Genomic DNA, 21,748 nt, shown 5'->3' with positions numbered 1-21,748 from the left:
AGCCGTGATGGCGCTGCCGCTCCCCGCCTTTGCGCAGAAGCTGATGCAGGTCACCTTCCTGCGCTACGTCGCCGCGAGCGCGATCGCGCTCGTCGGCGACGTTGGGCTGTTCAACCTGTTCCTGCTCGCGGGCTGGCTGCCCGCTGCGGCGGCGGCGGCGAGCTATGGCGCGGGGATCGTGATCCACTGGCTGATCAGCTCGCGGCTCGTCTTCGTCGAGGGCGCGCGCACCGCGGGGATGGACCGGGTGCGGCAGAAGGGGCTGTTTCTCGGCTCGGCCTTCGTTGGGCTGGGGCTGACCGTCGCGATCGTCTGGGCAGGCGACAGTGCGGGGCTCGATGCCAATCTGGCGAAGCTCGTGGCGATCGGCGTGTCGTTCGTCGCGACCTATGTCCTTCGCAAGACGCTCGTTTTCGCGGCCGACTGAAGACCCGGACCGATGCGCGACTGGCTCGAACGTCTGAGCGTCGATCGAATCGCGCTGCTGCTGTGGTTCGCGGTCGTCGCTGCCGGACTGTTCCTCTATCGCGAGGGCATCGCGACGCTGGGCCTGCGCGACGCCGACGATTATCTGCGGCTGGTGCAGGTCCGCGACCTGCTCGGCGGGCAGAGCTGGTTCGACGTTACCCAGTACCGCATCAACCCCGCGGAGGGCGGCGGGATGATGCACTGGTCGCGCTTCGTCGATATGCAGATCGCGGCGCTGATCGCCTTGCTGCGCCTCTTCCTCACGCCCGAAGCCGCCGAGCGCTGGGCGATCGCCGTCTATCCGTTGCTGCTGGTGCTGCCGCTGCTGTTGCTCATCGGGCGCATCCTGACGATGCTCGGCGACCGGCGCCAGACGATCGCGGGGCTGCTGATCGCCGCGTCGGGGGTGACCTTCCTCCATTATTTCGCGCCGCTGCGCATCGACCATCATGGCTGGCAGCTGCTGTTGTCGGTCGCGATGCTGTGGCTCGCGCTCGGCGAAGCGAGCTTCGGGCGCGGCCTCGCGGCAGCGCTGGTGATCGCCGCGCATGTCGAAATCTCGCTCGAAGGCCTACCCTATCTGGCGATCTTCGGCGCGCTGTTCGCGCTCGAATGGCTGCGCGACCCGGCCAAGGCGCCGCGGCTCGCGGGTTTCGCGGCGGGGCTCGTGGTCATTCCCGCGCTGTGGCTGCTGGTGTTCCGCGGCTGGGCGTCGTTCGTCGCCGTGCATTGCGACAGCTTTTCCTTGCCCTATGCCACCGCCGTCGCGGTGGCCGGGCTGGCGCTGTTCGCCTGTTTGCAGATTCCCGCGCTGGCTTCGAGCTGGCAGCGGCGGTTGCTTGTACTCGCCATCGCCAGCGCGGCGGGTGCGGCGGCGTTCCTAATCTTCGGCCCGCCGTGCCTCGGCGGGCCCTTCGGCGAACTCGAGCCGCTCGTCCGCCGTTTCTGGTACGACCGGGTGATGGAAGGGCAGCCGGTGTGGGCGCAGGATTCCGATGTCGCGGCGCTGTTCTTCGCCCCGACGGTCGTCGGCTATGGCGCGGCGCTCTGGGCTTGGCGCGCCGCGCGCGGCAGCGCCTTCGCGGAGGGCTGGGATCGGCTGCTGTTCGTGCTGACGTGCAGCGTGCCGCTGTCGATGATGGTCTTCCGCACCGGCGCGGTGACGCACGCCTATATGGTCCCTGCCTTCGGGACGATGGCGGCGGCGCTTTGGGACTGGAGCCGGGCGCAGCGCTCCGTGCTCGGCCGCGTCGGCGGTGCGATGCTGGTGCTGACGGCGATTCCGTCGATCGACGCCTTGATCGCGGCGCGCGGGCTCGAGATCGTCCTGCCGGCCAATGCCACGGGCAAATTGAAGGCGGCCGAGGGCGAGGAAAGCTGCGTCACCCCGGCGGCGCTGGCGCCGCTCGGGCAAGCCCCTGCGGCCCTGGTCTTTGCGCCGATCGATACCGGCCCCGCGATCCTCGTGCGCACCCCGCACAGCGTGATCGCGACGGGGCATCATCGCAACCACGCCGCGATGAACCGCGTGATCACCGCCTATATGTCGGATCCGGCCCAATCGGCGCCGATCGTACGCGCCAGCGGCGCGACTTGGCTCGTCTATTGCGCCGACATTCCCGAGATGGAGAATATGGCGCGCGCCAATCCGCGCGGACTTTCGGCGCAGCTTGCAGAGGGCGCGAAAATCGAATGGCTGGCCTATGACGCCAAGCTGTCGCGCGGCGAGCTTCGCGTCTACCGCATCCTGCGCTGAGGCGCGTCAGCCGGGCCGGAAGGTCAGCGCGGCGCCGTTCATGCAATAGCGCTTGCCCGTCGGTTTGGGTCCGTCGTTGAAGACATGGCCGAGGTGGCCGCCGCAGCGTTTGCAATGCACCTCGGTGCGCGCATAGCCGAGGTCGTAATCGGTCGAGGTGCTGATCGCGCCCTTGAGCGGCGCCCAGAAGCTGGGCCAGCCCGTCTTGCTGTCGTATTTGGTCTTGCTCGAATAGAGCGGCAGCGCGCAGCCCGCGCAGAGGAAGGTGCCGGCGCGCTTTTCCTTGTCCAGCGGGTGCGAGAAGGGGCGCTCGGTCCCCGCCTCGCGCAATATCTTGTACTGGAAGGGCGTCAGGCGCTTCTTCCATTCGGCCTCGCTCAATTGCCAGCCGGGTTGGCCCTTGGGGCGCGGCGAATTCTTCGCGAAGAGCATCGGCGCGCCGATGAGCGCGCCGCCGAGCGCGAGGCCGCCGATGAGATAGCGTCGTTCGATCATGATGGGCTCCTCGTGCCGGTTCGTCCGGCATGATCGGCCGGTTTCACCCGCGCATCAATATTTTTCGAGTTCGACCTGCATGTGGCGATAACCGTGGACGAAGCTGGCGTGGACGCGCTCGGGCTCGGCGAGGACGTTCACGCGCAGGCGGCGCTTCTGCATTTCGCTGATCAGCGTGGTGAGCTGGAGTTCGGCGACGCGTGCACCGACGCAGCGGTGGATGCCGTAGCCAAAGGCCAGATGGCGGCGCGCATTTTCGCGGTCGACGATGATGCGGTCGCCGTCGGGGAAGACGCTCTCGTCGCGGTTCGCTGAGGCGTACCAGAGCGCGATTTTGTCGCGCGCCTTGATCTGATGGCCGAACAGCTCGGTGTCTTCACTCGCGGTGCGGCGCATATGCGCGAGCGGGGTCTGCCAGCGCAAAATTTCGTGCATCGCGTTGACCGCGAGGTCGGGGCTGTGGTCGCGCTCGAGCTTGGCGCGCTCCTCGGGAAAGCTGTGCAAGCCATAGGCATAGGCCGACATCGAATTGCGCGTCGTATCGTTGCCGCCGACGATCAGCAGGATGAGGTTCCCCATGAACTCATTCTCGCTCATATGCTTCATCGCGTCGGACTGGAGCATGATCGAGATGAGGTCGTGGGTACCCGGATTCTGCGCCTTATGATCCCACAACTCCTTGAACGCGGCGCCCATTTCGAAAGCCTGCGCGAGGCGCGCCTGGCGTTTTTCGAGCGTATCGAAGCTTTCGATGTCGCCGAGCGCGTCGGACCAGCGGGTGAGATTGTGGCGATCCGCCCAAGGGAAATCGAACAGGATCGCGAGCATGTCGGTGGTGAGTTCGATCGACACTTTCTCGACCCAGTCGAAGGGCTGGCCGATGGGCAAGGTGTCGATGATCGCTGCGGTGCGCGCGGCGGTGTCGGCGCGCATGCGCTCGATCTCCGACGGGCCGAAGGCGGGGGCGACGGTGCGGCGCTGCGCGGTGTGCTGCGGCGGGTCCATCGCGATGAACATCGGCATCGGGATTTCGCCCTCCTGCAGATGTTCGATGCCGTCGCCGGCGACGGTGATGCCGCCATATTCCCACGACGAGGAGAAAATCTTCGGCAGCGCCTCGATATGCTGGATCGGCTTGTAGGTGGTCACCGACCAATAGGGGCCGAACTTCGAATCCTCGCAATAGAAGATCGGCGATTCGGCGCGCAGCTGGCGCATCGGGTCCTGCCAGCGATCCTCGCTCCACAATTCGGCGCGGGAAACGTCGAGCGGATGGGGGACTTCGGGCGCTACGCGGATCTGGGTGGCCATGGGCTGCTCCTCTGCACGACCGTCTGGCGCGGTCGATTCAGTTGCAGAATGCCACTATTTACAGCTTTGTCAACGGAGGCGGGGGCAGGGCTTTTTGTGGTTCACGCGGAGGCGCGGAGACGCGGAGAAAGAAAATATTCGCGCAGAGGCGCAGAGGACGCAGAGAGAAAGAAAGAGGGCGGCGAAGCCGCCGGTCTTGATTCTCCGCGCCTCCGCGTCTCTGCGTGAAGCGAAAATCTCTGCGATCTCTGCGCCTCTGCGCGTCTCTAATTTTTTGCCTTCCGCCGCCAGAAGCGCCAGCTGCCGCTGCCGCTGAGCACGCCGGCGCGGAAGAGGCGGACCGAGATGAAGATCACCAGCGCGACCCACAAGGCCTGCCATCCGAGCGCGAGCAGGTGGACCGACTTCGCGTCGTCGGTCGCGGCGCGCGCGGCCATCGCGAGCGGCGACGAGAAGGGGAAGATCTGGGCGAAGGTCGCGAGCCCGCTGCCCGGCGCGCTCGCCGCGGCGGCCGACAGGCTGAACATGCCGACCTGGAAGATGGTGATCGGCAGGCTGAGCATCTGGATTTCGCGCACCGTCGCCGCTTGCGCGCCGACGCCGAGGAAGACCGCGCCGAGCAGCAGGAAGGAGAGGATGAAATAAATAAAGCCGATGCCGAAGAAGAAGCCCCAGCCCGTCGCGGGCATCGAGGACAGCGCGGCGGCGGCCTTGCCCGCCTTGCCCGCGGCGTCGAGCGCGGCGGGGTCCATCTGCGTCATGGCGACGAAGCCGCCCGCGATCGCCATCACGACCCAGAAGGCGATGAACAATATCGCGACGCCCAGGAAACCCAATAATTTGCCCAGGAAGACGCTTTCGAGCGGCACCGCGGCGGCGAGGATTTCGATCACCTTGTTGCCCTTTTCCTCGGCGAGCGAGCTCACCGTCTGGCCGGCGAGGAGCAGGGTCAGGAGGAAGATCGTGAACACCGCGCCAAAGGCCAGCGATTGCTGGAGCGCGATGCTGGTGCCGCCGTTCGACAGGCTTTCGAAGCGCGGCGCGACCGTGGGCAGCGGGCCGGCGGCGCGCGCGCGCTGGACCTCGGCGGCGAGCAGCGCGAGATAGCGTCCCGCGCTGCTGCCCTTTTCGCGCTCGACGATGCGCGGCGCGGCGAGCGATCCGCTCATCACAGCATAGGTGTCGCTGCCCTTTTCGCGCGCGATGGCGACGGGGTCCGCGCTGCCGGGGTCGACGACGCGGATCGCGAGCGTCGCAGGCTCGCGCGGCATAGCCGCGCGCAGCCTGACGTCGGCGTCGCGCAGCGCCGTGGAGTCGGCGATGTCATTGGCGACGGCGACGATACGGCCGGCGCCGCGCGCGCTGTCGGCGAGCTGCGCGGCGCCGGTGCCGCCGGCGAGCGCCATGGCGACCATGAACAACGGCGCGAGCAGGAAGAGCAGGAAGGTCGGGGTCGCGACGATCGCGAGAAAGTCGCGCCGCGCAACGACGAGCATATTGCGGAGGAAGGGGGTCATGCGCTGGCCTCCTCGATCGCGTCCTCGGACGCGTCGGCGGTGAAACCGGCGTCGACCTGGCGGACGATATGGACGAAGGCGTCGTGGAGCGCGGGGCGGCTGATCGACAGGCCGGTGACGCCAAGACCGCTCGCGGTGATGCGCGCAAGCAAAGGCTCGACGTCGGCATCCTCGATCGCGAAGTGCCAGGCCTCGCCCCTGGGCTCGGCGCCGGCGGGGAGCATCGCGGCGACGGCGTCGCGGCTCGCGTCGCGCGGGGTGTAGCGCACCTGCATCGGCAGCAGCGCGCGCGCGTCGTCGACCGTGCCCTCGAAGCGCCGCTGCGACCGCGCGATGATCGCGAGCCGATCGCAGAGGCGTTCGGCATGCGCCATGACGTGGGTCGAGAAGAGGATCGTCGCGCCGCGGTCGCGCTCGCGTTTCACCAGCATTTCGAGCCGTTCCTGGTTGACCGGGTCGAGCCCCGAGAAGGGTTCGTCGAGCACGATGAGGTCGGGGGCGTGGACGATCGAGCCGATCAGCTGGATCATCTGCGCCATGCCCTTCGACATCTTGCGGATCTTCGAATCGATGACGCGTTCGAGCCCGAGCTCGGTCATGAAGGTCGCGGCGCGGCGGCGCCCTTCCGCCCAGTCGAGCCCGCGCAGCGCGCCCATGAAGGCGATCGCCTCGCGCGCCTTCATGCCGGGATAGAGGCCGCGTTCCTCGGGCAGGTAACCGATGCGGTGGCGTACCGACTGCGGCTTGTGCCCGCCGAGCAACCGGCTCGACCCCGCGTCGGGATCGATGATGCCGAGCGTCATGCGCAGGCTGGTGGTCTTGCCCGCGCCATTGGGGCCGAGCACGCCATAGATGCTGCCCGCGGGGACCTGCAGCGACACCTGGTCGACCGCTTTGTAGGTCTCGAAATATTTGGTGAGGCCGGTGGCCTCGACGGCGAGATCGGTCAAAAGCTGGTCCTGCTGATTGTCTTCGGGTCCCCTATGACATGCGGAGACGCCTCGCGTATAGGGCGCCAATGGTTGCCGAAGCCTTGCCTTCTCTCGAACAGCGGCTGGAAGCCGTTGCGCGCGAACATGGGTTCGCGGCGTTCGGCATCGCGCGCGCCGATGCCGCGCCTTTGACCGCGGCACGGCTGAACGCGTGGCTTGCCGAGGGCTGCCATGGCGAGATGATCTGGATGGAAAGCCGCGCCGGTGAGCGCGGCTCGCCGCAGGGTCTGTGGCCCGCGGTCCAGTCGGTGATCGCGCTGGGGATGAGCTATGCGCCCGCCGCCGATCCGCTGGCGCTGGCGGAGGTGCCCGAGCGCGGGCGGATTTCGGTCTATGCGCAGGGCGGCGACTATCATGACGTCGTCAAGAAGGCGCTGAAGCATGTCGCGCGCTGGCTGGTGGCCGAAGCGAAGGGAGCCGAGGTCAAGGTCTTCGTCGATACCGCGCCGGTGATGGAAAAGCCGCTGTCGGCGGCGGCGGGGCTCGGCTGGCAGGGCAAGCACACCAACATGGTCAGCCGCGACCATGGCAGCTGGCTGTTCCTGGGGGCGATCTATACGACGCTCGACTTGGCGCCATCGGTGCCAGCGCGCGACACGTGCGGCAGTTGCACCGCGTGCCAGGAGGCGTGCCCGACCGATGCCTTTCCCGCGCCCTATAGGCTCGATGCGCGGCGCTGCATTTCCTATCTCACGATCGAGCATGGGGGGCCGATCCCGTTCGAGTTCCGCCGCGCGCTCGGTAACCGCATCTATGGCTGCGACGATTGCCTCGCGGTGTGTCCGTGGAACAAATTCGCCGACACCGCAGCGCGGAACAAGGCCTTCCTGCCGCGCGCCGAACTCGCAGCGCCGGCGCTCGGCGACCTGCTCGACCTCGACGACGCGGGGTTCCGGCAGGTGTTCGCGGGCTCGCCGATCAAGCGCATCGGGCGCGACCGGATGGTGCGCAACGCGGCGATCGCGGCGGGGAACAGTGGCGATGTCCGCTTCCGACCGCTGCTCGAACGGCTGAAAAGCGACGAAAATCCGGTGGTTGCCGAGGCGGCGGAATGGGCGCTCGGCGAGCTGGCGCCATGACGCCAATCTAGCGGCGGAGCGCGGCGACGCAGCTTTCGGGCTCGGCGTTGCGCCCGTCGGGGGTGCGTGCGTCGACATGCGTCGCGACCGCGTCGGCGCCCGCACGCGGCGCGTAGAAATAGATGTCGATGACGCAGGCGCTGCCCTCATATTGCAGCTTGCGGGCGGCGCCCTCGGTGACGTCGAGGCGCGGCTTGCCGAACATCCGCTGCGTCGCGTCGGCGCTCTGGCCGATCAGGCTGTTGTTCTGCACCGGGCGCACGACGGTGGGCGGCGGCGCGGCGGCGACGGGGGGCGGGGTGCTGCGCGGCGGCGGGACGGCGGCGGAGCAGGCGCCGAGCAGGAGGATCGGCACGGCGGCCAGAAGGCGATTCATTCGGTGTCCCCGTCTATATCCCTGGCGCGCAGGTGGATGAGGTGGACGGCCATAGCCGCGCCGATGATGGGCGCCAACAGGTTGACGACGGGCACCAGGAAAGCTGCGGCGGACAGCGCGCCGAGCGACCAGCGCGCGCGGCGGTCGAGGCGCGGGCGCTCGGGATGGCGCGCGAGCACCATCGCCTCGAGGTCGCGGCCGAGCAGCAGCGCGTTGAGGAAAAAGGCCAGCAACGGCGCGCCGATCGCGGTGAAGAGCAGCGGGATATAGACGGGCAGCGCGAGCAGGTTGACCGCTACCAGCCGCCCGACCGAGGCGAGGCCGAGGCGCAGGCTCTTCGCGAAGCTGACGTCGACCGCGAATTTGGCGGCGGCGGGATAATGGCGTTCCTCGACATCGGCGACGATCGCATCGCCGAACAGCCCGACGACCAAGATCGCGACCGCGCGGAAGAGCAGCCAGCTGGCGCCGATCAGGAGGACGATAAGCAGCAGTCCCGCCAGGTCTTGCCCCGCCTCGCCGAGCCAGCCCCAATGGCCCAGTGCCCAGCGCGCGCCGAAAAAGATCGCGGCGCCCGCGGCGGCGAAGATGACGAGTGTGAGCGCGAGGCTCTGCGCGAGCACGGCGAGCACCGGGCGGCGCGGCAGGTCCTGCAGGGCAAGCATCAGGGCGTGGATCGCGCGGGCCATGGCGAGGGGATGGCGCGGCGGTGGGGGCGGCGTCAAGCGATAGCGCTTTGAAATGGTTCACGCGGAGGCGCGGAGACGCGGAGGGAAAGAAGAGAAGAGGATTCGCGCAGAGGTGCAGAGATCGCAGAGAAAGAAGGATTATGGGCGGCGAAGCCGCCAATCTCTTTTCTTCTTCGCGCCTCCGCGCCTCCGCGTGAACCAAAACCTCTGCGGCCTCTGCGCCTCTGCGCGAAATATCTTTGCGCTAGCGCAGACCTGTCGCCAACTTGCCAAGAAGCGCCGCCATCCCTAAAGCCGCGCGCAATCTTTTTCCCATCATCGACAGGAATTTTCATGGCCTCCACCGCCCGTTTCGACGTCGTTGCCATCGGCAATGCGATCGTCGACGTCCTTGCCCGCGCGTCCGACGAGCTGATCGAGGCCGAGAAACTGGTCAAGGGATCGATGCGGCTGATCGACGCCGACGAGGCCGAGCGGCTCTATGCGGCTATGGGCCCCGCGGTCGAGATGTCGGGCGGCAGCGCCGCGAACACGCTGGCGGGCATGGCCGCGCTCGGGCGGAGCTGCGGTTTCATCGGGCAGGTCGCCGACGACCAGCTGGGCCAGGTGTTCACCCACGACCTGACCTCGCTCGGCGTCGCCTTCGACACGCCGGCGGCGGCGGGCGGCGCGCCGACCGCGCGCTGCCTGATCCTGGTCACTCCCGACGGTCAGCGGACGATGAACACCTTCCTTGGTGCCTCGCAGAGCCTGGGCCATGACTCGCTCGACGCGGCGCTCATCGCCGACGCCGACATCCTCTATCTCGAGGGTTATTTGTGGAACGCCGACGCCTCGCGCGCGGCGATGGCCGAGGCGATCGGTCTCGCGCGCGCTGCGGGTCGCCGCGTCGCCTTCACGCTCTCCGACACCTTCGTGGTCATGGGCCACGGCGAGGATTTCCGCCGCATGATGGCGGCGCGCGAGATCGACATCCTTTTCGCCAACGAGGCCGAGCTGCTCGAGCTGGCGCAGGAAGGCGATTTCGAGACCGCACTGGCGAAAGTCGCCGCGGAAGTGCCCTTGCTCGTCGCGACGCGCGGCGAACATGGCGCGGTTGCGCTGACCGACGGCACGCGCACCGAAGTCCGCGCCGAGCCGATCGAAACGGTGGTCGACACGACGGGCGCGGGCGACCTGTTCGCCGCGGGTTTCCTGTCGGGTCTGGCCGAAGGGCGCCCGATCGCCGACTGCCTGAAGATGGGCGCGGTTTGTGCACGCGAGATCATCGCGCAGGTCGGCCCGCGCGCGCAGATTGACCTCGCGGCGAAGGTCGCCGCGCGCCTCGGCTAGGAACTTATTCGCCGCCCGGGCGTCCTATCCGCCATCAGACGGACAGGAGGCTCTTATGGCCGATGAAATTCATACCACGCGCGAGCCCGACGGCACGACGCACACCACGACAATCGTCGAACGCGGCGATCCGCGTCGCGGCGGCGGCGGGATCGGCATGCTGGTGCTGCTCGTCATCGTCGTGATCGCCGGGTTCTTTGCCTTCCAGTTCCTCGGTAACGAAAAGGCCGAGACCGGCGCGATCACCGAAGCGGCGCAGAAGGTCGGCGATGCCGCGCAGGATGTCGGCGACGCGGCGCAGGAAGCGGTGAAATAAGCGATCAGCCCGAACTGGCGGTCTCGGTCGCCGGCGCGGGATGTTTGCGGAACAGAGCGCGGTCGGCAGGGCCGAAGCCGCGCGTCCAGATCAGCCAAGCGTAAATGCCGAGGATGACAGGTACGCCGATCAAGAGCTCAGCCCATTCGGGGAGCTGCGTCGCGCCCCAGCCGAGCACCGCGGCGCCCGCGGTCGCCCAGACCAGCGCCCATCGTAGGCTGTTCACCGGCGCGTTCAGGATCTTCGAGAGCAACCGCGCCTTGACCAAAGAGGCGAAACCGAGCGCGAGCATCAGGGCGAGCGCGACCGCGCCGGCATAATAGATCGGCGGCCAGCCCATGGCGCGCGCGATGAGGATGAAGCCGACGCTGAGCGCCGCCTGCAGCGCGAGCGTCGCGAGGCTGATCAGCAAGTTGCGGTGGCGCGCGACATAGACGAGCGCGGCTTCGCTGACGACCGCGGTCGCCGCGACGACTTCGGCGGCGAGCAGGAAAGCGAGCGCACCGGTGCCGCCGACGAATTCGGGGCCGACGAGCCCCATCACCGCCTCGCCCGGGATGCCGAGCGCGAGCGCGACGCCCGCCTGCGCGGCGATGATCCAGAAACCGACCTGGCTGACTTGTGCCGCCACGGCGGCAAGCTTCTTTTCGGCGAGGTTGCGCGTGATCACCGGGCCGAGAATCGGTTCGAAGCTGGTCTTGAGTTTCTGCGGCAGCGAGGCGACCTGCTGCGCCATATAATAGATGCCGTAGATCGTCGGCGAGGTGAACTGGCCGAGGATGAACAGGTCGAGACGGCGCGTGCCCCATTCGATCGCATCGGCGGCGGCGAGCGGTGCGTTGCGGCGTGCGAGGGAGATCAGATGCGTCGGCTGCGGCCGCCACACGCCGGGGCCGCCATAATGGCGGATCATCGGCCAGAGCGCGGTCGCGAAGGCGCCGAGCATCGCCGCGGCATAGGAGAGCATCAGCCCGTCGGGGGGCGAGACGAACCAGAAGGCGGCGGCGCCGATGCTGATCACCCAGGGCTCGACGACGGCGCGCGCACGCACGGTCGCGCCGATGTCGAAGCGATAGGCGCAGGCGGCGAGCGCGATCTCGGTCCCCGCGATCGCGAAGACGAGCAGCGCCATGAAACGGTCGGTCGGGCTGATCGAGCCGCTGGGGAACATGAACTGCGGGAAGAGCAGCAATATCGCCGAGCCGAGCGCCGAGGCGAGGAAGGCGACGAACATGCCGTCCCACACGGTGATGCGCGGGTCGGCGCCGGGCTTGCTGAGTTGCTCGGCGAGCCCCCGCTTGAGCCCGAGCGTCGAGAGCTGCGCGATCAGTTCGATGACGAGCACCGCGAAGGCGAAGCGCCCGACCGCCTCGGGCCCGTACCAGCGGCCGGCGACATAGAGGAAGGGCAGGCGCGCGACGAGGCGCAGGATGAAGCCGAAGAAATTGGTGCGCCCGCCCTTGGCGAGCGCGGCGGTGTCGGCGTCGCGCTCCGGCGGTGCGGGAGGCACGTCGGGGGCGGTCGGTGCCGCGCTGTCCGTCTGGCTCAAGCCTGGCGCCCCTTCTGCTTCTCCCCGGCGCGCAGACTAGCGCGGCGGCGGGGGGCAGGCAATCGCGGCGATGACCTCACCGGCCCTCGCGTCGCAGCGGGCGGCTGAGCAGCGCCTGAATGGCCTCGGCGGCGCGGATCTCGCCCGCGACGAGCCGCGCCACCGCGTCGGTGATCGGCATGTCGATGCCGTCGGCGCGCGCCGCGGCGGCCACGACGGGGGCGCTGAAGGCACCCTCGGCGACGGTGCGGCGGTCGGCCATCAGCGTGGCGGCGTCCTCGCCGCGGCCGAGCCCCTGGCCGAGCGCGAAGTTGCGCGAATTGCTGGAGGTGCAGGTGAGGATGAGGTCGCCGAGCCCGGCGAGCCCGGCGAGCGTCTCTGTTTCGGCGCCGCGCGCGAGGCCGAAGCGCGTCATTTCGGCGAAACCGCGGCTGATCAGTGCGGCGCGCGCGTTGAGCCCCAGCCCGGCGCCGTCGACGATGCCGCTCGCGATCGCGAGGATATTCTTCACCGCGCCGCCGATCTCGGCGCCGGTCACGTCGCCCGAGACATAGGGGCGGAAATGCGGGCGCGCGATCGCCTGCGCCAAGGCATCCGCGAGCACGGGGTCCTCGGCGGCGAGGGTGATCGCGGTCGGCAGGCCCGCGGCGACTTCATGCGCGAAGGTCGGGCCCGACAGCACGGCGACCGGGCGGCTTGGTGTCACGTCGCGCGCGATGTCGACGGGGAAGGCGAAGCTGCCCGCCTCCATGCCCTTGCTGCACAGGATCAGGGGCGCGGCGCCGGGCGGCAGGTCGGCGAGCACGGCGCGCATATAGGGCACGGGGACGACGATCAGCAGCGCGTCGCAGGCGGAGAGGTCGGCGAGATCGGTCGTGGCGGTAAGCGAAGGCGAGAGCGCTGCGCCGGGCAGGAACAACATGTTGCGATGTTCGATATTAATCCCCGCGACGACCTCGGTTTCGCGGGCCCAAAGCCGGATCGGTGCGCCGTCGGCGGCAAGCAATTGCGCGAGCGCCGTGCCCCAGGCGCCGCCGCCGACCACGCCGAAATTCTTATACGACGTCATGCCTTCACCCCGGCGCCGCGAACCGCCTCGGCGTCGGGATCGAGCGGCCAACGCGGGCGCGCGGGTATATCGAGCGAATCGGTGAGCCCCGCGGCAAAGCGCTCGGCGCCGGCCCAGGCGATCATCGCGCCATTGTCGGTGCAGAGCCAAAGCGGCGGGGCAACGAAAGGCTTGTCGTGACGCGCGGCGAGGTCGGTCAGCGCGGTGCGGATCGCGCCGTTGGCCGCGACCCCGCCCGCGACGACGAAAGCACTGGCTTCGGGGCAGGCGGCGAGCGCGATGCGGCTGCGATCGATAAGACAATCCACCACTGCCTGCTGGAACGAGGCGGCAAGATCGGGGGTGCGGTGCTGCCCCGACGCCACCGCGCGCACCACCGCGCTCTTGAGCCCCGCGAAGGAAAAATGCGGCTCGGCGCTGCCGACCAGCGGGCGCGGGAAGGGCACCGCCTTCGGATCGCCGTCCTTGGCGACGCGCTCGACGGCCGGACCGCCGGGATAACCGAGGCCGAGCAGTTTGGCCGTCTTGTCGAAGGCTTCGCCCGCGGCGTCGTCGATCGTGGTGGCAAGGCGGCGGTAGGCGCCGACGCCCTGCACCAGCAGCAGCTGGCAATGGCCGCCCGAGACGAGCAGCAGCAGATAGGGGAATTCCAAACTGCGGTCGGCGAGGCGCGGCGAGAGGGCATGGCCTTCGAGATGGTTGACCGCGATCAGCGGCTTGCCCGCGGCGTGCGCGAGCGCTTTGCCGGTGACGAGCCCGACCATCACCCCGCCGATCAGCCCCGGCCCCGCGGTCGCGGCGATCGCGTCGACGTCGGCGAGACTCTTGCCCGCATCGGCGAGCACGCGCTCGACAATGGGGGCGAGGCGGTCGACATGCGCGCGCGCCGCGATCTCCGGCACGACGCCGCCATAGGGGGCGTGATCGGCCTCCTGCCCCGCAACGCGGTGCGCGAGGATGCGCCTTTCGCTATCGACAAGCGCCGCCGCGGTTTCATCGCAGCTCGATTCGAGGCCGAGGATCAGAGTCATAATCTTGCGCGCCCTTTACCCGCCCCTTGGCGGGCAGGGCAAGGGAGGCTAGCAGCACCGCATGGCTTCGATCCCGCTCCCGACCCCCGCCCGCCCGCTGCGCATCGGCACGCGCGCCTCGCCGCTGGCGCGCGCGCAGGCCGATATGGCGGCGGCGGCGCTCGTGCGCGCGCACCGGCTGGAGCCCGCGGCGCTCGACATCGTGCCGATGACCGCGACCGGCGACCGCATCCAGGACCGCGCGCTCGCCGAGGTCGGGGGCAAGGCGCTGTGGACGCGCGAGCTCGACGCCGCGCTCGACGCGGGGACGATCGATATCGCGGTGCACAGCCTGAAGGACGTCGAAACCTTGCGCGACGCGCGCTTTTTCCTCGGCGCGATGCTCGAGCGCGCCGATCCGCGCGACCGGCTGGTGGTGCGCGAGGGCATCGTCGCGGCGACGATCGATGCGCTGCCGACGGGGGCGCGGCTCGGCACCAGCAGCCCGCGGCGCGCGGCGCAAGTGCAGCGGTTGCGCAGCGATATCGAGACGATGCTGCTGCGCGGCAATGTCCAGACGCGGCTCGCCAAGCTGGCGGCGGGCGAGGTCGATGCAACACTGCTGGCGGCGGCGGGGCTCGACCGGCTGGGGATGCACGAGATCGGCACGGTGCAGGAAGCCGCGATGCTACTGCCCGCGGCGTCGCAGGGCGCGATCGGGATCGAATGCCGCAGCGACGACGCGGCGGCGCGCGGGCTGCTCGCGGCGGTCGACCATGGCCCGACGCACCGCGCGGTCGCGGCGGAGCGCGCCCTGCTCGCGGCGCTCGGCGGCGATTGCCGCTCGCCGGTCGCGGCGCATGCTTCGTGGCAGGCGGACGGGATGCTGCGGCTTGACGCCGAGCTCTTCTCAGAGGACGGGCGCGCGCATGTCGCGGGGTGGACGCTGGTTGACGCTGGCGACGCGCCCGAAAGGCTCGCCGCGCGCCTGCTCGGCGAAGCGCCCGAATCCGTGCGAATCCTGTTCGGCGCATGACACTGCCCGTCATCGTCACGCGGGCCGAACCCGGCAATGCGGCGACGGTGGCGCGGGCGCGAAATCTGGGGCTCGATGTCAGGGCCGTGCCTTTGTTCGCGGCGCATGCGCTGGGCTGGCAAGCCCCCGATCCGGGCGATTTCGACGCCTTGCTGCTGACCAGCGCGCAGGCGCTCCGTCTTTCCGGACCGGAACTGGAGAGGCTTGCGGCGCTTCCCGCTTATGCCGTCGGTTCGGCGACGGCTGCCGCGGCGGAGGCGGCGGGATTGACCGTCGCGATGACGGGCTCCGGCGATGCGCAATCGCTGGTCGACGCCATGGCGTCATCGGGAAAAACGCCAAGGATTTTATGGCTTTGCGGGCGCGAGCGGACGGCGTTCGACGCGCGCGGGGTGGCGCTAGTGCCGCTGCCCGTCTATGCCGTCGATCCGGTCGATCCGCCGTCCGATTGGGAAGCGCTGACCGCCGCGCCTGCGATCCTGCTCACGCATTCGGCGCGCGGAGCGGCGCGGATCGCCGAGCTGGTCGGGCCCGATCGCGGCCATCTGTCGCTCGTCGCGATCAGCGGTGCGGCCGCCGCCGCGGCGGGCGAGGGCTGGGCCACTGTTACCGTTACGGAGCGCCCCGACGACGCGGCGATGGTGACAGCGGCGCATCATTTGTGCCAAAAGGTGCAAAAATAGGGTCGTTCGAAAGAGGTTTATGGCAATCGAAAGCAGCGACAAGCCCGTCCAGATGGGCGCGGAGGTTTCGGGCAAAAGGCCATCTTTCCGTAGCTTGGCAATCGCGGCATTGCTGTTGCTGCTGGTCGGCGTCGCCGCCGGCGGCTGGGCGATGAATCGCTTCATGGCGCAGGGCGCTGCGCCGAAAACCAGAGTTATCGACACCGCGTCTCCCGGCGGCACGTTGACGGTGGCGGGCGCGGGCGAGGCGCCGGCGGCGGTCGGCGCGACGCCGCAGCCCATGGTGGCGCTCCCGCTCGACGGCTCGACCTTGCCCGCGCGCGTCGCCGAACTCGAACAGCGCCTGTCGCGCATCACGCTCGAAGCCGCCTCGGCGTCGGGCAATGCCTCGCGCGCCGAGGGGCTGCTGGTCGCCTTCGCGGTGCGCCGTGCCCTCGATCGCGGGTTGTCGCTCGGTTATCTCGACGCGCAGCTGCGACTGCGCTTCGGCGACGACCAGCCCAATGCGGTCAAGACGATCATCGAAACCTCGCGCGATCCGATCACGCTCGAACAATTGCGCGCCGAGCTCGACGCTATCGCCCCCGAACTGGTCGGGCGCAGCGGGGATGACGCGAATCTGTGGACAGGAATCCGGCGCGAATTGAGCGAATTGTTCGTGGTGCGCGCGGCAGGGACACAGTCGCCGCGCGCGACCGAACGGCTCGATCGTGCGCGCCGCTATCTCGCGGGCGGCATGGCCGACCGGGCGATCGCCGAGGTCGAGGCGATGCCCGGCGCCGCGGCGGCGAACGAATGGCTGATCGACGCGCGCCGCTATCACGAGGCGCGGCGCGCGCTTGACCTGATCGAGACCGCGGCGATATTGGAGCCGCGCGGCGGCCCGCCTGCCGCGGCGGCCGGAAAAGCCCCGGCCGCGACCACCCCCTAGCGGGCGTTCCCTCCGGGCGCTCGCACGAAGAGAAAGCCTAGCCCATGGCCCTCGCCGATCCGCAGCGCGTCGCCGCGCTCGACCCGCTCGACCCCCTGATGCTCGACGCGCAATTGAGCGAGGAGGAGCGGATGGTCCGCGATGCCGCGCGCGCCTATGCCGAGGGCGAGTTGTTGCCGCGCGTGACTTCGGCCTTTCTCGAGGAGCGCTTCGACCGCGAGATCATGTCGGAGATGGGCGCGCTCGGGCTGCTTGGCGCGACGGTCGACCCCGAATATGGCGGCGCCGGCCTCAGCTATGTCAGCTACGGGCTGATCGCGCGCGAGGTCGAGCGTATCGATTCGGGTTACCGGTCGGCCTGTTCGGTGCAGAGCAGCCTCGTGATCCACCCGATCAACGCCTATGGCAGCGAGGAGCAGAAGCGCAAATATCTGCCCGGGCTGATTTCGGGCGAGCTTGTCGGCTGTTTCGGGCTGACCGAGCCCGATGCCGGCAGCGACCCCGGCGGCATGCGCACGCGCGCCGAAAAGATCGAAGGCGGCTATCGCCTTAAGGGCGCGAAGATGTGGATCACCAATTCGCCGATCGCCGACGTCTTCGTCGTCTGGGCCAAGTCCGACGCGCACGACGGCGCGATCCGCGGTTTCGTGCTCGAAAAGGGCATGAAGGGCCTGTCGGCGCCGAAGATCGAGGGCAAGGTGAGCCTGCGGGCATCGGTCACCGGCGAGATCGTGATGGACGGGGTCGAGGTTGGCGAGGATGCGCTGCTGCCGCATGTCTCGGGGCTCAAAGGTCCGTTCGGCTGCCTCAACCGCGCGCGCTATGGCATCGGCTGGGGCGCGATGGGCGCGGCCGAATTCTGCTACGAAGCGGCGCGGAATTACACCGGCGAGCGCAAGCAGTTCGGGCGTCCGCTCGCGGCGAACCAGATCGTGCAGCTGAAGCTCGCCAACATGCTCACCGAAATCGCCTTGGGCCTGCAGACCGCGCTGCGCGTCGGGCGGCTGATCGACGAGGGGCATGTCGCCCCCGACATGATCAGTCTGCTGAAGCGCAACAACTGCGGCAAGGCGCTCGATATCGCGCGCGTCGCGCGCGACATGCACGGCGGCAACGGGATCTCGGCCGACTATCATGTCATCCGCCACGCGGTGAACCTCGAGACGGTGAACACCTATGAGGGCACGCACGACGTCCATGCGCTGATCCTGGGCCGCGCGATCACGGGCATCAGTGCCTTTGCCTAAACCCTTGGAGGGCATCCGCGTCGTCGAGCTGGCGCGGGTGCTCGCGGGGCCTTGGTGCGGGCAATTGCTCGCCGATCTCGGCGCCGAGGTCGTGAAGGTCGAGCGGCCGGGCGCCGGCGACGACACGCGCAGCTGGGGGCCGCCCTTCATCGCGGGCGCCGATGGCGAAAATCTGGGCGCGGCCTATTATCACAGCACCAACCGCGGCAAGGCGGGGGTGGCGATCGACATCGCGACCGCCGAAGGGCAGGCCGAGGTGCGCGCGCTGATCGCCGACGCCGATGTCGTGATCGAGAATTACAAGCTCGGCGGGCTCGCCAAATATGGGCTCGATCCCGTGAGACTCCGCGCCGATTTTCCGCGGCTGATCGTCTGTTCGATCACCGGCTTCGGCCAGACCGGGCCCTATGCGCACCGCGCGGGTTATGATTTCATCATTCAGGCGATGGGCGGCGCGATGTCGCTGACCGGCGAGCCCGACGGAGCGCCGCAAAAGGCAGGGATTGCCTATGCCGACGTCTTCACGGGCATGTATTCGACCGTCGCGATCCTCGCCGCGATGCGGCGTCGTGACGTCACAGGCGCGGGCGCGCATATCGATATGGCACTGCTCGACTGCCAGGTCGGGGTGCTCGCCAACCAGGCCGCGAACTATCTGGCAAGCGGGGTGTCGCCGAAACGCATGGGCAACGGCCACGCCAATGTCGTGCCCTATCAGGCTTTCGCGACCGCCGACGGCCAGCTGGTGATCGCGGTCGGCAACGACGGGCAGTTTCGTAAGCTCTGTTCGGTGCTCGGCGAGCCCGGCTGGGCCGGGGATTCCCGCTTTGTCACCAACGCCGCGCGGCTGGCGAACCGCGCGGCGCTGATCCCGCTGCTCGCGGCGAAGATCGCGGCGTGGGAGGCGCAGTCGTTGTCGCTCGCACTCGAGGCCGAAGATGTACCCGCCGGGCCGATCAACGATGTCGCGGGCGTTTTCGCCGACCCGCAGGTGATCGCCCGCGGGATGCGCTTCCGGCCCGAGGGGGCGTTCGTCGATGGCGTGGCAAGCCCGATCGTGATCGATGGCGAACGGATGGTCGCGCCGGGCGGGGCGCCGTTGCTGGGGGGCTGAGGCTGGGCGGCAACTTGCCGAAGGCCATCATTTTATTCGCGCAGAGACCACAGGGAGGACGGCCTTTTCTCTCTGCTGTCTCTGCGTCTCTGCGCGCATCAAATTGATCGGATGCTGTTCGGTCGCTTTCGGGCGTTAGGAGACGTTCGCAGGGTTATGCTCTCTCCCCTTGAGGGGAGAGATACGCAGGCTTGGCAGCTTGCTGCCTAGCCGGAGTTGAGAGGGGTTTCCGACCGCCAGCGTCCGAGCACCCCTCTCACCCTTTTCGCGTGAAGCGGCCGGTCAGAATTTGACCGTGCCCGTCACGAACACCTGCCGCGGGTTGCCGTAGAAGACCGTCGCGACACCCTCGCGGCCGAGCGACGGGGTCGGCAGGCCGCTGCCGTTGAGCACGGGCAGGCCGGTCGCCGGGTTGACGACGAGGAACTGGTAGCCCGAGGTCTTGTACTGCTTGTCGAGGATATTCTTGCCGTGGACGCCGATCGAATAACGGTCGCCGCCGAAGCTGTAGACGAGGCTCGCGTCCCACAGCGCATAGCCCTTCTGGTCGAGATAGGGGCTGGGATATTCGAACTGCTGCGTCTTGCTGCGGTACGAGAGCGTGGTCGAGAAATTGACGTCGCCGTCGCCGACCGGAACAAGCGCGCCGAGCGTGCCCGATGCGGTCCAGCTCGGCGTGTTCTGGATATCGGTGATGTCCGACACGTCGGTGCCGAGGTTGCCGATGAACTCGTCGTACTGCGCGTCGATATAGCCGAGCGTGCCCTGGAAGCTCATCCGCGAGCCGGCGCCGGCGAAGTCGTGCGCGAAGCGCGCCGAGGTTTCGAGCTCGAGCCCCTTGAAGGTCGCCGAGGCGGCGTTGGTTGTGACCCCCGAAAAGCCTTCGAAGATGCCGTCGTTGTTCGCGTCGATGCCGACCGAGCCCGGGATCTGGACATTCTTGTAGTCGGCATAGAAGCCGGTCAGCGCAAAATTGAGGTCGCCGTCCACCGCCGAGCCCTTGATCCCGGCCTCGTAGCTGTCGACCGTTTCGGGCTCGAACAGGAAGAAATTGTAGATTTCCTGATAGGCGAACACGCCGTCGTTGTTGACGTCGATTGCGCGGACATTGGCGCTGCCGCGCGGGTCGAAGCCGCCGCCCTTGAAGCCCTTCGAATAGGATGCATAGATCATCAGATCGTCGCTCATGTCGAACGACACTGATGCGCGCGGGGTGAATTTCTTGAACCGCGCCTTGCCATCGAAATTGGTTATCGGCGCGCCGAGCGGGACGCTGGCGCCGCCGAATTCGGGGTCGGCGCCGAGCAGGCGGTTCTGCTTGAAGACGAAGCTGTCGCGCCGGTCGACGGTGTAGCGCCCGCCGGCCGAGATGTGCAGGCGATCGGTGACGTCGAAGGTGAAATCGCCGAACACCGACCAGGTGTCGGTGCGCACGTCGCCGATCGTCTGCTGCGCGAAGCCGGGCAGGCCGAGCAACGCGCCGGTGGTGGCGAGCAGCACGTCGAATTTGGTGTAGGCCTTGGCGTCGAGATAATAGAAGCCGACGAGCCCGTGCAGCCGGTCGCTGTCGTAGAGCAGCTGGAATTCCTGGCTCAGCTGTTCGTTGCGATAGACCGCGGGGACGTCGACATCGACCGTCGGCAGGCTGTCGAAATCGATCGGGGTGTAACTGGTATCCTTGCGCCACGAGCTGATCGAACGCAGCGTCAGATTGTCGCTGAGCTCGGCCGAGACGTTCATCGCGAGGCCCCAGGCCTCGATATCCTGCTCCGGATTCACGAGGCCCGCGCGTGTGTCATAGACGTCGTCGAGCACGGGAGCGCCGGAGAGCAGGCCGGGGATCAGCCGGTGGCCGTTGCGCGGGTCCGACTTGTCGCGCGTATAGTCGCCCGAGATGCGGATCAGCACGGGTTCGCCATAGCCGCCGAATTCGAGCGTGCCGCGGCCCGCCCACACATCCTTGTTGTAGTTCTCGAGGCCGGGGACGGTGAGATTGTCGCCGAAACCGCCGCGCGACAGCCGCGCGACCGAGCCGCCGACGCGCAGCATGCCGGTGATCGGCGCGCTGACGGTCAGCACGCCCTCGGCCTGCTCATAGGTGCCATAGGTCGCGCGCGCCTTCAGGCTGAAGTCCTGCGGCAGCATCTTCGTGACATATTTGACCGCGCCGCCGATGGTGTTGCGGCCATAGAGCGTGCCCTGCGGCCCGCGCAGCACTTCGATGCGCTCGACGTCGTAGATGTCGAGGACCGCCGCCTGCGGGCGGTTGAGGTAGACGTCGTCGAGATAGATGCTGACGCCGGCTTCGAAGCCCGGGACCGGATCCTGCTGACCGACGCCGCGGATGAAGGCGCTGAGCGTCGAATTGGTGCCGCGTGAGGTTTCGAGCGTAGTGTTCGGGGTGATGTTGCCGACGTCGGTGAGGTCGAGCGCGCCGCGCGCCTCGAGCGCCTCGCCCGAGATGGCGCTGACCGCGATCGGCACGTCGAGCAGGCGCTCGTCGCGGCGCCGCGCGGTGACGATGATTTCCTCGCTGCCGTCATCGGCACTCGCGGCCGGATCGGTGTCCTGCGCAAAGGCGGACGGGGCGAAGGCGATCAGGCTGAGCGCGGTAGTGGCGCAGACGGCGCGGCGCAGGCGGCGGGCGAAAGGACGCATGTGAGTCTCCCATGACACAGGGCGGCGCAGCGCCGCCCTTTTTCGATTTTCTTGGGCCGGTCTTGCCAAGCCGCGTCGCACCCAATAATGAAAGGTGAACCAAGTTTCAACTTGGAATAT

Annotated in this window: 20 protein-coding genes; 10 read left to right on the top strand and 10 right to left on the bottom strand. The window is 68.4% G+C overall.

The window, feature by feature from the left end; translation table 11 throughout:
- The first annotated feature begins 7 nt into the window (after positions 1-7).
- Both BWQ93_RS15860 and BWQ93_RS15855 read left to right on the top strand, forming a co-directional pair.
- Positions 8-427, top strand: coding sequence for a GtrA family protein (locus BWQ93_RS15860; RefSeq protein WP_077031356.1), 420 nt, complete (start codon positions 8-10; stop codon positions 425-427).
- A gap of 12 nt (positions 428-439) precedes the next feature.
- A complete protein-coding gene (locus BWQ93_RS15855; protein WP_077031355.1) occupies positions 440-2,224 on the top strand; it encodes a hypothetical protein in 1,785 nt (594 codons plus the stop codon).
- 6 nt (positions 2,225-2,230) lie between these two features.
- Here BWQ93_RS15855 and msrB read toward each other — a convergent pair whose 3' ends face one another.
- The 4 genes from msrB to BWQ93_RS15835 form a co-directional block, all read right to left on the bottom strand.
- On the bottom strand, positions 2,231-2,719 hold the full coding sequence (gene msrB / locus BWQ93_RS15850; RefSeq protein ID WP_077031354.1) for a peptide-methionine (R)-S-oxide reductase MsrB: 489 nt from the start codon (positions 2,717-2,719) through the stop codon (positions 2,231-2,233).
- 54 nt (positions 2,720-2,773) lie between these two features.
- Positions 2,774-4,030, bottom strand: a complete 1,257-nt coding sequence (locus BWQ93_RS15845; protein WP_077031353.1) for a cytochrome P450 — start codon at positions 4,028-4,030, stop codon at positions 2,774-2,776.
- A 266-nt stretch (positions 4,031-4,296) separates the two neighbouring features.
- Positions 4,297-5,547 carry an ABC transporter permease gene (locus tag BWQ93_RS15840; protein WP_077031352.1) on the bottom strand — a complete coding sequence of 417 codons (1,251 nt, stop codon included), beginning with the start codon at positions 5,545-5,547 and terminating at the stop codon, positions 4,297-4,299.
- Complete coding sequence (locus tag BWQ93_RS15835; protein WP_077031351.1) at positions 5,544-6,497, bottom strand: ABC transporter ATP-binding protein; 954 nt, start codon at positions 6,495-6,497, stop codon at positions 5,544-5,546. The genes BWQ93_RS15840 and BWQ93_RS15835 overlap by 4 nt, the downstream gene beginning before the upstream one ends.
- A gap of 68 nt (positions 6,498-6,565) precedes the next feature.
- On the opposite strand from BWQ93_RS15835, the gene queG reads away from it, so the two are divergent.
- Positions 6,566-7,618: a tRNA epoxyqueuosine(34) reductase QueG gene (gene queG, locus BWQ93_RS15830; protein WP_077031350.1), complete on the top strand. Its 1,053-nt coding sequence runs from the start codon at positions 6,566-6,568 to the stop codon at positions 7,616-7,618.
- 7 nt (positions 7,619-7,625) lie between these two features.
- Here queG and BWQ93_RS15825 read toward each other — a convergent pair whose 3' ends face one another.
- Both BWQ93_RS15825 and BWQ93_RS15820 read right to left on the bottom strand, forming a co-directional pair.
- A complete protein-coding gene (locus tag BWQ93_RS15825; protein WP_077031349.1) occupies positions 7,626-7,994 on the bottom strand; it encodes a hypothetical protein in 369 nt (122 codons plus the stop codon).
- Positions 7,991-8,683: an EI24 domain-containing protein gene (locus BWQ93_RS15820; protein WP_077031348.1), complete on the bottom strand. Its 693-nt coding sequence runs from the start codon at positions 8,681-8,683 to the stop codon at positions 7,991-7,993. The genes BWQ93_RS15825 and BWQ93_RS15820 overlap by 4 nt, the downstream gene beginning before the upstream one ends.
- Before the next feature lie 333 nt (positions 8,684-9,016).
- Here BWQ93_RS15820 and BWQ93_RS15815 point away from each other — a divergent pair, with 333 nt between their 5' ends.
- Together BWQ93_RS15815 and BWQ93_RS15810 are read left to right on the top strand one after the other, a co-directional pair.
- Entirely contained in the window at positions 9,017-10,015 is a 999-nt protein-coding gene (locus BWQ93_RS15815; protein ID WP_077031347.1) for an adenosine kinase, read from the top strand.
- Between the two features lie 55 nt (positions 10,016-10,070).
- A complete protein-coding gene (locus BWQ93_RS15810; RefSeq protein ID WP_077031346.1) occupies positions 10,071-10,331 on the top strand; it encodes a hypothetical protein in 261 nt (86 codons plus the stop codon).
- A 4-nt stretch (positions 10,332-10,335) separates the two neighbouring features.
- On the opposite strand, the gene BWQ93_RS15805 is transcribed toward BWQ93_RS15810, so the two are convergent.
- The 3 genes from BWQ93_RS15805 to tsaD all read right to left on the bottom strand — a co-directional run bounded on the left by BWQ93_RS15805 (position 10,336) and on the right by tsaD (position 13,980).
- Positions 10,336-11,880: a lipopolysaccharide biosynthesis protein gene (locus BWQ93_RS15805; RefSeq protein ID WP_077031345.1), complete on the bottom strand. Its 1,545-nt coding sequence runs from the start codon at positions 11,878-11,880 to the stop codon at positions 10,336-10,338.
- A 76-nt stretch (positions 11,881-11,956) separates the two neighbouring features.
- On the bottom strand, positions 11,957-12,949 hold the full coding sequence (locus BWQ93_RS15800) for an NAD(P)H-dependent glycerol-3-phosphate dehydrogenase (protein WP_077031344.1): 993 nt from the start codon (positions 12,947-12,949) through the stop codon (positions 11,957-11,959).
- Positions 12,946-13,980, bottom strand: a complete 1,035-nt coding sequence (gene tsaD / locus BWQ93_RS15795; protein WP_077031343.1) for a tRNA (adenosine(37)-N6)-threonylcarbamoyltransferase complex transferase subunit TsaD — start codon at positions 13,978-13,980, stop codon at positions 12,946-12,948. The genes BWQ93_RS15800 and tsaD overlap by 4 nt, the downstream gene beginning before the upstream one ends.
- A gap of 61 nt (positions 13,981-14,041) precedes the next feature.
- Here tsaD and hemC point away from each other — a divergent pair, with 61 nt between their 5' ends.
- The 5 genes from hemC to BWQ93_RS15770 are packed head-to-tail and all read left to right on the top strand — an operon-like array spanning position 14,042 to position 18,970.
- Entirely contained in the window at positions 14,042-14,995 is a 954-nt protein-coding gene (gene hemC, locus BWQ93_RS15790; protein WP_077031342.1) for a hydroxymethylbilane synthase, read from the top strand.
- Positions 14,992-15,678 (top strand): uroporphyrinogen-III synthase, encoded by a 687-nt coding sequence (locus BWQ93_RS15785; protein WP_077031341.1) that lies wholly within the window; start codon positions 14,992-14,994, stop codon positions 15,676-15,678. Before hemC ends, BWQ93_RS15785 begins: the two co-directional genes overlap by 4 nt.
- Positions 15,679-15,697: 19 nt before the next feature.
- Positions 15,698-16,609: a mitofilin family membrane protein gene (locus tag BWQ93_RS15780; RefSeq protein WP_077031340.1), complete on the top strand. Its 912-nt coding sequence runs from the start codon at positions 15,698-15,700 to the stop codon at positions 16,607-16,609.
- Positions 16,610-16,653: 44 nt separating this feature from the next.
- Positions 16,654-17,856 (top strand): acyl-CoA dehydrogenase, encoded by a 1,203-nt coding sequence (locus tag BWQ93_RS15775; protein WP_077031339.1) that lies wholly within the window; start codon positions 16,654-16,656, stop codon positions 17,854-17,856.
- A 4-nt stretch (positions 17,857-17,860) separates the two neighbouring features.
- Positions 17,861-18,970: a CaiB/BaiF CoA transferase family protein gene (locus BWQ93_RS15770; protein ID WP_232314629.1), complete on the top strand. Its 1,110-nt coding sequence runs from the start codon at positions 17,861-17,863 to the stop codon at positions 18,968-18,970.
- A gap of 282 nt (positions 18,971-19,252) precedes the next feature.
- On the opposite strand, the gene BWQ93_RS15765 is transcribed toward BWQ93_RS15770, so the two are convergent.
- Complete coding sequence (locus BWQ93_RS15765; RefSeq protein ID WP_077031337.1) at positions 19,253-21,628, bottom strand: TonB-dependent receptor; 2,376 nt, start codon at positions 21,626-21,628, stop codon at positions 19,253-19,255.
- Between the last annotated feature and the right edge of the window lie 120 nt (positions 21,629-21,748).

The sequence above is a fragment of the Sphingopyxis sp. QXT-31 genome (assembly GCF_001984035.1).
In the GTDB taxonomy this organism is placed as follows: Bacteria; Pseudomonadota; Alphaproteobacteria; order Sphingomonadales; family Sphingomonadaceae; genus Sphingopyxis.
Note: the sequence above shows the minus strand (reverse complement) of the source record. Positions and strands in the feature narration are given on the sequence as shown.